This window comes from Micromonospora globispora (assembly GCF_003857015.1).
In the GTDB taxonomy this organism is placed as follows: Bacteria; Actinomycetota; Actinomycetes; order Mycobacteriales; family Micromonosporaceae; genus Micromonospora; species Micromonospora globispora.
In genome coordinates, this window is record NZ_QGGF01000438.1 from 1 (window position 1) to 10,720 (window position 10,720).

The 10,720-nt window shown below is 71.8% G+C and carries 10 protein-coding genes and 2 pseudogenes; 9 read left to right on the forward strand and 3 right to left on the reverse strand.

Annotated features, from left to right (window positions below):
• Positions 1-11 precede the first annotated feature (11 nt).
• The 6 genes from DKL51_RS23565 (at position 12) to DKL51_RS23590 (ending at position 5,611) form a co-directional block, all read left to right on the forward strand.
• Complete coding sequence (locus DKL51_RS23565; protein WP_260428638.1) at positions 12-1,313, forward strand: hypothetical protein; 1,302 nt, start codon at positions 12-14, stop codon at positions 1,311-1,313.
• A gap of 69 nt (positions 1,314-1,382) precedes the next feature.
• Positions 1,383-1,835, forward strand: a complete 453-nt coding sequence (locus tag DKL51_RS23570; RefSeq protein WP_109943459.1) for a DUF4383 domain-containing protein — start codon at positions 1,383-1,385, stop codon at positions 1,833-1,835.
• A 96-nt stretch (positions 1,836-1,931) separates the two neighbouring features.
• On the forward strand, positions 1,932-2,504 hold the full coding sequence (locus tag DKL51_RS23575; RefSeq protein WP_109943435.1) for a PadR family transcriptional regulator: 573 nt from the start codon (positions 1,932-1,934) through the stop codon (positions 2,502-2,504).
• Positions 2,501-4,222 carry an acyl-CoA dehydrogenase family protein gene (locus tag DKL51_RS23580; RefSeq protein ID WP_109943436.1) on the forward strand — a complete coding sequence of 574 codons (1,722 nt, stop codon included), beginning with the start codon at positions 2,501-2,503 and terminating at the stop codon, positions 4,220-4,222. The genes DKL51_RS23575 and DKL51_RS23580 overlap by 4 nt, the downstream gene beginning before the upstream one ends.
• A 248-nt stretch (positions 4,223-4,470) precedes the next feature.
• A complete protein-coding gene (locus tag DKL51_RS23585) occupies positions 4,471-5,013 on the forward strand; it encodes a GNAT family N-acetyltransferase (RefSeq protein ID WP_109943437.1) in 543 nt (180 codons plus the stop codon).
• 187 nt (positions 5,014-5,200) lie between these two features.
• Complete coding sequence (locus tag DKL51_RS23590) at positions 5,201-5,611, forward strand: hypothetical protein (protein WP_109943460.1); 411 nt, start codon at positions 5,201-5,203, stop codon at positions 5,609-5,611.
• 66 nt (positions 5,612-5,677) lie between these two features.
• Here DKL51_RS23590 and pgi read toward each other — a convergent pair whose 3' ends face one another.
• On the reverse strand, positions 5,678-7,312 hold the full coding sequence (gene pgi / locus DKL51_RS23595; RefSeq protein ID WP_109965816.1) for a glucose-6-phosphate isomerase: 1,635 nt from the start codon (positions 7,310-7,312) through the stop codon (positions 5,678-5,680).
• A gap of 346 nt (positions 7,313-7,658) precedes the next feature.
• Between pgi and DKL51_RS23600 the strand changes: the two are divergent.
• Positions 7,659-7,880, forward strand: a pseudogene (locus DKL51_RS23600) (ABC transporter ATP-binding protein); the annotation flags it as partial.
• 10 nt (positions 7,881-7,890) lie between these two features.
• Here DKL51_RS23600 and DKL51_RS23605 read toward each other — a convergent pair.
• Positions 7,891-9,072 carry an MFS transporter gene (locus DKL51_RS23605; protein ID WP_109965813.1) on the reverse strand — a complete coding sequence of 394 codons (1,182 nt, stop codon included), beginning with the start codon at positions 9,070-9,072 and terminating at the stop codon, positions 7,891-7,893.
• 124 nt (positions 9,073-9,196) lie between these two features.
• On the opposite strand from DKL51_RS23605, the gene DKL51_RS23610 reads away from it, so the two are divergent.
• A complete protein-coding gene (locus DKL51_RS23610; protein ID WP_109965814.1) occupies positions 9,197-10,243 on the forward strand; it encodes an aldo/keto reductase in 1,047 nt (348 codons plus the stop codon).
• A 63-nt stretch (positions 10,244-10,306) separates the two neighbouring features.
• Positions 10,307-10,597, forward strand: coding sequence for a hypothetical protein (locus DKL51_RS23615; protein WP_123809741.1), 291 nt, complete (start codon positions 10,307-10,309; stop codon positions 10,595-10,597).
• A 21-nt stretch (positions 10,598-10,618) separates the two neighbouring features.
• Here DKL51_RS23615 and DKL51_RS36595 read toward each other — a convergent pair.
• Positions 10,619-10,720, reverse strand: a pseudogene (locus tag DKL51_RS36595) (IS982 family transposase); the annotation flags it as partial.

The window sequence follows — 10,720 nt, forward strand, 5'->3', positions numbered from 1 at the left end:
GTGGGGGACGCATGGTGGACGGGGCGCGGGCCGGCACGGCCGGCGGTCCCGTCACGGTGGCGGACCGCTTCGGGCTGCGCGACCGGCTGCGACCGGTAGGCCGCTGGACGTCCCGGGTCGCCGGCCGGGTGCCCGCCCCGTGGGGCTTCGTCCTCGCGGTCTTCGTCGGCTCGAAGGTCGTGCTCAGTCTCGTCGGCGTGATCGCGCTGAGCGCCTGGGACAACGTCCCGGGCGCGCCGCCGGCCGACGAGACGATGATGCGGACGCAGCAGCACGCGATCTCGCCGCACCGGTGGATCTCGCTCTGGTTCGCCTGGGACTCGTTCCTCTACGACGGCCTGGCCCGCAAGCCGCTGGATCAGCCGTGGCGGGACTTCGGCTTCCCGCTGCTGTACCCGTTCCTGGCCCGGCCGTTCGCGCCGCTGCTCGGCGGGCACACGACGTGGGCGTTGCTGCTGGTCAGCAACATCGCCCTGGTGCTCCTGCTCTACTACGCCCACCAGCTCGGCGGCCGCCTGCTCAGCGGGGGTGCACCGGGGGCCGGCGGCGAGAGCATCGGCGACAACGCGGTGGCCGGCCGGCGGTTCACCCGCTACCTGCTGCTCCTGCCGACCGCGTTCCTGTTCCAGGCGGCGTTGACCGAGTCGCTCTTCCTCTGCCTCGCCCTGGCCGCCTTCTGGTACGCCGAGCAACGGCGCTGGCTGCTGGTCGGGATCGTCGGCTACTTCCTGGCGCTGAGCCGCTCGGTGGGCTTCCTGGTGGTCGTCCCGCTCGCCCTGGTCCTGATGCGCCAGCACAACTACCGCGTCGACCCCCGAACGCTCTGGCGGTACCTGCGGGTCGGCGGGCCGCTGGTGCTCGTACCGGCCGGGTGGCTGACCTTCATGGCGTTCTGCAGGTGGCAGAGCGGCGACTGGTACGCCTACAAGCACGCCCAGGAGAAGGGCTGGGGGATCACCGTGCAGAACCCGTTCGGGGTGATCGTGCGCGGGCTGACCGGCGGCACGACCGCCGACGCGGTACGGGTCTGGTGTGCCGTGGCGGTGCTGGTGATCGTCCTGGTCGGGCTGCGCTGGGCGGAGCTGCCGTACCTGGTCTACACGGTCATCGTGGTGCTGGTGCCGCTGTCGATGGGGCCACCGGTGTACAAGAGCCTGCTGCGCTACCTGCTCGCGGCGTTCCCGGTCGCCCTGGTGCTGGCCCGCTGGGCCCGCCGGGCCACCCTCGACACCTGGCTCACCGCCGGGTTGGCGCTGCTCCAGGGTGTTCTCTTCGTGGTGTGGCTGACCTACTGGACCCACTTCATCATCTGAGCCGGTTCGGTTTCGGGCCTTCCACCCTGGGGACACCAGCGCACACGGTCCTCGATGGAGGTGGCTGAGATGGCCAAGACGTCCCGTGCGGCTGCTCCCGCGGCCGTCGCTCCCATACAACGGGCCGCCCAGGTGCTGGGCGTGTTCTTCCTGCTGATCGGCATCCTGGGCTTCATCCCGGGCATCACCAGCAACTACGACACCATGTCCTTCGCCGGACACAACTCCGACGCGAAGCTGTTGGGCCTGTTCCAGGTGTCGGTCCTGCACAACATCGTGCACCTGGCGTTCGGCGTCGCCGGGCTGGCGCTGTCCCGTACGGTCTCCGGCGCCCGGACCTTCCTGGTCGGCGGCGGCGCGATCTACCTGGTGATCTGGCTCTACGGCCTGGTGGTCGACCACAACAGCGGGGCGAACTTCGTTCCGTTCAACGGTGCGGACAACTGGCTGCACTTCCTGCTCGGCGTCGGCATGATCGCCCTCGGGCTGGCGCTCACCCGCCGGCCCGCCGGGCGGCGCTGACACCCGGCGTCCGACGGCGCCGCGACCTCTCGGGGTCGCGGCGCCTTCTTCTGTGCGGGGTTGCTATGCAACGAGTTGCATAGCAGGATGCCCTGCATGTCGCTGGAGCATGCCATCCTGGTCTCGCTGCTGGAGCGGCCGGCCTCCGGCTACGAGCTGGCCCGGCGCTTCGACCGCTCGATCGGCCGCTTCTGGACCGCCACCCACCAGCAGATCTACCGGGTGCTCAAGCGGATGGAGGCGGACGCCTGGATCACCGCCGAGGAGGTGGGCCAGGACGGGCTGCCCGACAAGAAGGTCTGGTCGGCCACCCCCACCGGCCGGGCCGCGCTGGTCACCTGGCTGCGCGCACCGGTGCAGCCCGAGGCGGTCCGGCACGAGCTGGCCGTCAAGATCCGCGGCGCCGCCTTCGACGACGCCGACGGCCGCGCCGCGCTCGTCGCCGAGGTCGAGCGCTACCGCGCCGACCACGAGGCCACCCTCGCCGGCTACCTGACCGGCGAACGCCGCGACTTCCCGGACCCCGACGCCCTCGACGCCCAGGGAGCGCTCCAGCACGTCGTGCTGCGCGGCGGCATCGCGTACGAGCGGATGGTGCTGGCCTGGCTCGACGACGTCCTCGCCACGCTCCGCAACCTCGACCCCCCGAACCGGAAGGCAACGCCGTGACCGATCCGCTGCTGCTCAACCCGCACACCTACGACCCCACCCAGCTCGACGAGCGCTCCCGTCAGCTGCTGCGGGCCACCGTCGACTGGTTCGAGCAGCGCGGCAAGCAGGCGCTGGTGGACAGCTACAACCGGCGCGACTGGTACGGCGACTTCCTCGACTTCGCCGCCAAGGAGGGCCTCTTCGCCACCTTCCTCACCCCGGCGGCCGACGGCGGAGGCGACCCCGACAAGCGCTGGGACACCGCGCGCAACGCGGCACTGAGCGAGATCCTCGGCTTCTACGGCCTCGGCTACTGGTACACCTGGCAGGTCACCGTGCTCGGGCTCGGTCCGGTCTGGCAGAGCGGCAACGCCGCCGCCCGGGCCCGCGCGGCCGAGCTGCTCGACGCGGGGCACGTGATGGCCTTCGGCCTCTCCGAGCGCAGCCACGGCGCCGACATCTACTCGACCGACCTGCTGCTCACCCCCGACGGCGAGGGTGGCTTCCGCGCCAACGGCAGCAAGTACTACATCGGCAACGGCAACGTCGCCGGCCTGGTCTCCGTGTTCGGCCGGCGCGCCGACGTCGAGGGCCCCGAGGGGTACGTCTTCTTCGCCGCCGACAGCCGCCACCCCTCGTATCACCTGGTCCGCAACGTGGTGAACGCGCAGATGTACGTCAGCGAGTTCCGGCTGGCGGACTACCCGGTCCGCGCCGAGGACGTGCTGCACACCGGGAAGGCTGCCTTCGACGCCGCGCTGAACACCGTCAACGTCGGCAAGTTCAATCTCTGCACCGCCTCCATCGGCATCTGCGAACACGCCATGTACGAGGCGGTGACGCACGCCCACAACCGGGTGCTCTACGGCCGGCGGGTCACCGACTTCCCGCACGTACGCCGAGAGCTGACCGACGCGTACGCCCGGCTGGTCGCGATGAAGCTCTTCAGCGACCGGGCGGTCGACTACTTCCGCTCGGCCGGCCCGGACGACCGGCGGTACCTGCTGTTCAACCCGATGACCAAGATGAAGGTGACCACCGAGGGCGAGAAGGTCATCGACCTGCTCTGGGACGTCATCGCGGCCAAGGGCTTCGAGGCCGACACCTACTTCGACAAGGCCGCCAAGGACATCCGCGGCCTGCCGAAGCTGGAGGGGACGGTGCACGTCAACCTCGCGCTGATCCTGAAGTTCATGGCGAACTACCTCTTCCAGCCGGCCGAGCACCCGCCGGTGCCGACCCGCCAGGACCCGGCCGACGACGAGTTCCTCTTCCGGCAGGGCCCGGCCCGCGGCCTCGGCGCGATCCGCTTCCACGACTGGCGCGCCGCGTACGACGCGCACGCCCACGTGCCGAACGTCGGCCGCTTCCGGGAGCAGGCCGACGGCCTCTGCGCCCTGCTCGCCGCGCACGCCCCGGACGAGAACCAGCAGCGGGACCTGGACTTCCTGCTCGCCCTCGGCCAGCTCTTCGCCCTGGTCGTCTACGGTCAGCTCATCCTCGAGCAGGCCGAGCTGACCAGCCTGGACGGTGACGTGCTGGACGAGATCTTCGACCTCCTGGTCCGCGACTTCTCCGCCCACACCACCGAGCTGCACGGCAAGACGGCCACCACCGAGGAGCAGGCCGCCTGGGCCCTCGCCCACATCCGCCGCCCGGTCCAGGACGCCGACCGCACCGCCCGGGTCTGGGCCCGGGTGGCCGCGCTCTCCGGCACGTACGAGATGCGACCGTGACCGCGCGGGCGGGCCGGAACCAGCTGGGTTTCCGGCCCGTCCGCGGTCCGGCGCGTGGCCGTCCCCGCAGCGGTGGACGCGACCCCGCACGCCGGCCGGGTTGGGCGCGTGCGCTCGCTATGGACCTGATGGCGTAAACGAGTCACCGACGGCGCCGCCTGTTCCGATCCGCTTACGCCGTCAGATCTGTAGGCGGTGAGATGACATGACCGGTCGGCCCGCGATTCCTGGCCTGCTAGTTTGCTCCCGTGTTCGCGCTTCCCCTCACCACCGACGCCGAGCTGCGGCCGCTCGAGCCGTGGCACGCCGACGAATTCCTCGCCAACCTCGACCGGTGCCGCGAGCACATCGCCCCCTGGGTGGGGGCGTCCTTCGTGGCCACCGACGCCGAGTCCGCCCGCAAGGTCCTGCAGAACTACGCCGACCGGTGGGCGCGCGACGACGGCGGGATCTGGGGCATCTGGCAGCGCGGGACGCTGGTCGGCGGGGTGCTGTTCGTGTCGCTCAACGTCAACACCGGCGTCTGCGAGGCCGGCTGCTGGCTGGAGGCCGGCGCCGAGGGTCAGGGCCTGGTCACCCGGGCCGCCCGCGTGATCATCGACTGGGCGATCCGGGAGCGGGGCATCCACCGGGTGGAGTGGGTGACCAACGCGAAGAACGAGCGCAGCATCGCCGTCGCGCGGCGGTTGGGCATGCGGTGCGACGGTACGCTCCGCGAGGTCGCCCCGGGACCGGACGGCCGGATCGACATGGAGATCTGGTCGGTGCTGGCCCCGGAATGGAAACCCTGACCGCCGATCGGCGTCAGGGCGGGCACACCCGTGCCCGGTACCACGGCTGCCGGGCCACCCAGCCGGGCAGGAAGTCACGGAAGTGCGGGGTCAGGGTCGCCCCACGGTGAATGATGCCCGCCCGCGCGACCCTACCCGCGGGGGCGCGCGGCGGGGATTTGTCGTACCCGGACGTCAACATGTGTCCATGGCCGCCCCCACCCTGGCTGACCGGACCGACCAGCCGCGTGCCCTGCCGCTGCGTGAGGTCCGCACCCGGCTCAACCAGCTCCTGTCCCTGGCCGAGTTGACCGACACGGTCACCCTCGTCACCCGCGACGGCGACCCACGTCCCGTCGCCGCGATCGTGCCCGCCCCGGCCGCCCGCACCGCAGCGCAGGCACGGGCCGACGCCGAACGGCTCGCCGCGGTCACCGCCGGCTGGGCCCGCCGCCTAGAGGAACTGCACCGGCAGAGCACCCGCCGGCACGCCGCCGAGCTGCGCACGGTCACCGACGCCCTCGCCGAGGTCTGGGCCGAGTTGGAGCGCCGGGCGCCGGCCGGTGATCCCGGACTGGCGCGGCTGCGCGCCGCCCATGCCGACCTGCTGCGTTCCTGATCCCGCCCGACGCGAGGCGGGTACGTGGGCGGCCTCCGGGCCGGTGCCCGGAGGCCGCGTACGACGTCAGTCCCGGCCGCGCTGCTGCCGGTAGCGGCGGATCAGGGCGGCGGTGGACGAGTCCACGTCGCCCAGGTCCGCCGTGCTGCCGGTCAGCTTCGGCGCGAGCTGGTTCGCCATCACCTTGCCCAGCTCCACGCCCCACTGGTCGAACGGGTTGATGTCCCAGATCGCGCCCTCGGTGAAGACGATGTGCTCGTAGAGGGCGATCAGCTGGCCGAGGGTCGACGGGGTGAGCTTCGGGGCGATGATCGACGTGGTCGGGTGGTTCCCCGGCATCACCCGGTGCGGCACCACGTCGGCCGGCGTGCCCTCCGCCTCGACCTGCTCCTTCGTCCGCCCGAAGGCCAGCGCGGCGGTCTGCGCGAAGAAGTTCGACATGAACAGGTCGTGCATGTCACCGAGGTCGTGGTTGGGCCGGCTGAAGGCGATGAAGTCCGCCGGGATGAGCAGCGTCCCCTGGTGGATGAGCTGGTAGAAGGCGTGCTGACCGTTGGTGCCGGGCTCGCCCCAGAAGATCTCCCCGGTCCGGTACGTCACCGGCGTGCCGTCGAGCGTCACCGACTTGCCGTTGCTCTCCATGGTGAGCTGCTGGAGGTACGCGGGGAACCGGTGCAGGTACTGCGAGTAGGGCAGCACCGCGTGGGTCTGTGCTTCGAGGAAGTCGGTGTACCAGACGTTCAGCAGGCCCAGCAGCGCCGGCACGTTCCGCTCCACGGGCATGGTGCGGAAGTGCTCGTCGACCGCGTGGTAGCCGGCCAGCATCTCGCGGAAGCGCTCCGGCCCGACCGCCAGCATCACCGAGAGCCCGACCGCCGACGGCAGCGAGTACCGCCCGCCCACCCAGTCCCAGAAGCCGAACATGTTCTCCGGGTCGATGCCGAAGTCGCGGACCCGCTGCTCGTTGGTGCTGACCGCGACGAAATGCCGGGCGATCGCCGAGTCGTCGGCATCCATCCCGGCGAGCAGCCAGCGCCGCGCCTGGTTGGCGTTGGCCAGGGTCTCCTGGGTGGAGAACGTCTTGGAGACCACGACGAACAGCGTGGTGGCCGGGTCCAGGTCGACGGTCTTGTCGTGGATGTCGGTGGGGTCGATGTTGGACACGAACCGGCAGCTGATCCCAGCGTCCCGGTACGCCTTCAACGCCTCGTACGCCATCACCGGCCCGAGGTCCGACCCGCCGATGCCGATGTTGACCACCGTGGTGATCCGCTCGCCGGTGTACCCGCGCCAGGAGCCCGACCGGACCCGCTGGGCGAAGGCGGCCATCCGGTCCAGTACGGCGTGGACGCCGGCCACCACGTCCTGCCCGTCCACCACCAGGCTGGCGTCGCGGGGCAGGCGCAGCGCGGTGTGCAGGACGGCGCGGTCCTCGGTGGAGTTGATGTGCTCGCCGGCGAACATGGCCGCGATCCGGTCGGCGAGCCGGACCTTCCTGGCGAGGGCGGTGAGCAGGGTGATGGTCTCGTCGGTGACCAGGTTCTTGCTGTAGTCGACGTGCAGGTCGGCGACGTCGCCGGTGAGCCGCTCACCCCGCTGCCCGTCCGTGGCGAACAGTTCCCGCAGGTGGGTGCCGCGGATCGCCTCGGCGTGCTTGCGCAGGGCCTGCCATTCGTCCGTGGTGGTGACGTCCACAGCCATCGGGTCGATCTTCTCCTTCACGACGGGTCAGTCAGCGGGCATCGAGGCGCCCGTTGCCGGCGACTCCCTCAGCCTGCCACCCGTGGGGGAGCGGCGCGACGCGACCGGAGATCGCCCACCCCTTGGACGGTCCCTCGTGGCTTGCCCGGACACGCCGTTGCGACGCGTGTTCGACACGCCCGTCACGGGGAGACGGCGTCCGGTCGCGGAGCGTAGGCTCCGAGTTCTCAGGACCGTACCGGTGAGGAGGCACCGTGGCGTCGGTGATCGGTCCCCGGCCCCCGGCCGACGAGGACGACCCGGCCGACGACGGCCCCGCCTGCGCGTTGCCGGAGCTGGAGGACGGCTGCTCGACCGTGAGTTCAAGGACGGCCAGGACCTCTCCGGCGGCCAGTGGCAGCGGCTCGCCAACGTCCGGCACGCCGACCAGATCGTCGTCCTGGACCGCGGCAGGCTGATCCAGCGGGGCAACCACGACGAGCTCATGGCACAGGACGGCCTCTACCGGGAGCTCTTCAATCTCCAGGCCGCCGGCTACGTCGCCCGGGCCGCCGACGGTACGTCCTGACCCTGGCAGTTCAGGCGGCGGCGCGGGCCGGCGTGGGGCGTCGGGTGAGCAGCGGCTCGCCGAGCACCACCGCCAGCGTCGCCATCGTCACCGCGCCGCCGAGGCCGAACGCGCCCCGCGCCCCGTACGCGGGCAGGATCAGCCCGCCGAGCAGCGCGCCGAGCGCGATGCCGACGTTGAAGGTCGCCGAGTTGGCCGCGAAGGCCAACTCGGTGCGGCCGGGCGCGACCTGCAGGATCCGGGCCTGGGTGACGGTGAAGACGGGAGCGGCGGTCGCGCCGAGCAACGCCAGCAGCCCCACCACGACGCCGGGTTGTCGGGCGAAGAGGCAGAGGCCGAGCAGGGCGACGCCCTGCCCGCCGACGGTCAGCGCGAGCGTGCCGCGCGGAGACCGGTCCAGCACCCGTCCCACGGTCACCACGCCGGCGATCCCGGCCAGGCCGAAGACGAAGAGCAGCCCACCGACCGCCCCGGCGGGGAAGCCGCCGGGCCCGGTGAGGAACTCCGCGACGTACGTGAAGCCGGCGAACATGCCGGTCACCGACCCGGTGGTGGCGATCAGCACCACGGCGAACCGGCCGGTGTGCGGCTCGGCCGCGTACGCCGCGTGACTCTCCTCGGGACGGCTGGTCGGTAGCAGCGCGGCCACGACGACCAGGGCGAGCAGGGCGAGAACGCTGATCACCAGGAAGGGAACCCGCCAGCCGTCCCGCTGGCCGAGCCAGGTCCCCGCCGGGACGCCGAGCACGGTGGCGAGGGAGCCGCCCACCGACATCACCGCGATCACCCGCCCACGGACGGCGGGGGAGAAGAGCCCCACCGCCAACGGGGCGGTGACCGCCCAGAACACGGCCTGGGCCAGGGCGGTGGCGATCCGCGCCCCGAGCAGCAGTGGGTACGCCGTCGCGGCGACCGTGACCACGGTGCCGGAAACCAGCACGGTGAGGACGCCGCCGAGCAGGTACCGGCGGGGAACGCCGCGGGTGACCTGCGCTAGGGGCAACGACGCCAGCGCGACGGTCGCCCCGTACGCGGTGACCAGGTGGCCGGTCGACGGCACGGACACGCCGAGGTCGGCCGCGATGAGGGGCAGCAGCCCGATCGGCAGGTTCTCGGTGCTGTTGAAGGCGAACGCGGAGATGGCCAGCGCCAGCAGGACGCTCAGCCGACGCGCGGTGGCGGGGCGGAACACGGATGCTCGTCCTTCCCGGGCGACGCCCTGGCTGGTCGGGTTGACCTCGAGTCCACGCGAAATCCTAGGTTGGCCGGACCGGCCCCGCCGCCCCGTCAGCGCGGCGCAGACCCAGGGAGCAGCAATGCGTTACCGCGTCCTCGGCGGCACCGGCATCCAGGTGAGCGTCCACTGTCTCGGCACGATGATGTTCGGCGCGGTCGGGAATCCGGACCACGACGATTGCGTCCGCATCGTGCACGCCGCACTGGACCAGGGGATCGATGTGGTGGACACGGCCGACATGTACTCCGGTGAGTCCGAGGTGATCGTCGGCAAGGCGTTGCGGGGCCGGCGGGACGACGTGGTGCTGGCGACCAAGGTGCACTTCCCGATGGGGGAGGGACCGAACCGTGGCGGCAACTCGCGGCGGTGGATCGTCCGGGAGGTCGAGGAGAGCCTGCGTCGCCTCGGCACCGACTGGATCGACCTCTACCAGGTGCACCGCCCGGACCACAGCACCGACATCGAGGAGACGCTGGGCGTGCTCAGCGACCTCGTCCGGGCCGGCAAGATCCGGGCCTTCGGCTGCTCGACCTTCCCGGCCGAGGAGATCGCGGAGTCGCACCACGTCGCGGAGCGGCGGGTGCTCGGGCGGTTCCGGACCGAGCAGCCGCCGTACTCGATCCTGGCCCGGGGGATCGAGACCGCGGTCCTGCCGGTCTGCCAGCGGTACGGCATGGGGGTGCTGGTCTGGAGCCCGCTCGCCTCCGGCTTCCTCTCCGGCCGCTACCGCCACGGCCGGGCGGTGGACCTGAGCACCGGGCGGCCCGCGCTCACGCCGGCCCGCTTCGATCCGGCCCTCCCGGGCAACGTGGCGAAGTTCGCCGCGGTCGAGGAGTTGGTGGCGCTCGCCGACGAGGTCGGCTGCACGCTGCCGGAGCTGGCCGTGGCGTTCACGGTGGCGCACCCGGCGGTCACCTCCGCGATCATCGGTCCGCGCACCATGGAGCAGCTGGAGGCGCTGCTCAAGGGCGCGTCGCTCACCCTCGACGATGCGGTCCTCGACCGGATCGACGAGATCGTGCCGCCCGGCACGAACCTGTACCAGCCGGACGGGGCGTGGTCGGCGCCGGTGCTCACGGACCCGACCCGCCGGCGCCGGCCGCTCGCGGACCGAGCCGCCGCCTGAACCGTACGGGCCTCGCTCGCCTCCTTCGGAGCGGGCGGATGGCATGATCGCGGGATGCCCTCGATGCTGCCACCAGACACCGTCCGTTTCGAGCTGCACGGCGGTGACCCCGTGCTCCGGCTCGCCGTGGACGCGCCGGACGGGCTCCGGCCGGAGCAGTGGGGACTGGTCAGCCGGCTGACGCTGTGTGTGGTGGACGGTCCGGGGGACGCCGGCTACATCACGCCGCGGTTCGGCCCGGATGGTGACGTCGCTCCGGTCGGCTGGGACGAGGCGGTCGACCGCGCCGGCGGCAGCCTGGTGGTCTTCGGTGCTCGACCGGACGCGCCGACAGTCTTCGTCCGCTCCCTCTAGACGAGTAAGTCCTAACCCTGGTCAGTGGTCGTAGGCGATCAGGGACCGGGTGACGGGTTGGCCGGTGGCTCTGTTGTGCCAGATGGCGGCGGTCAGGGCCAGGAGGCGCTGCGCGATGCGGGC

What these genes read in the sequence shown, in the direction of transcription:
- DKL51_RS23565 (WP_260428638.1), top strand. Translation starts at nt 12, where the DNA reads ATGGTGGACGGGGCGCGGGCCGGCACGGCCGGCGGTCCCGTCACGGTG.
- DKL51_RS23615 (WP_123809741.1), top strand. Translation starts at nt 10,307, where the DNA reads ATGCTGCCACCAGACACCGTCCGTTTCGAGCTGCACGGCGGTGACCCC.
- pgi (WP_109965816.1), bottom strand. Translation starts at nt 7,312, where the DNA reads ATGGCTGTGGACGTCACCACCACGGACGAATGGCAGGCCCTGCGCAAG.
- DKL51_RS23570 (WP_109943459.1), top strand. Translation starts at nt 1,383, where the DNA reads ATGGCCAAGACGTCCCGTGCGGCTGCTCCCGCGGCCGTCGCTCCCATA.
- DKL51_RS23575 (WP_109943435.1), top strand. Translation starts at nt 1,932, where the DNA reads ATGTCGCTGGAGCATGCCATCCTGGTCTCGCTGCTGGAGCGGCCGGCC.
- DKL51_RS23590 (WP_109943460.1), top strand. Translation starts at nt 5,201, where the DNA reads ATGGCCGCCCCCACCCTGGCTGACCGGACCGACCAGCCGCGTGCCCTG.
- DKL51_RS23610 (WP_109965814.1), top strand. Translation starts at nt 9,197, where the DNA reads ATGCGTTACCGCGTCCTCGGCGGCACCGGCATCCAGGTGAGCGTCCAC.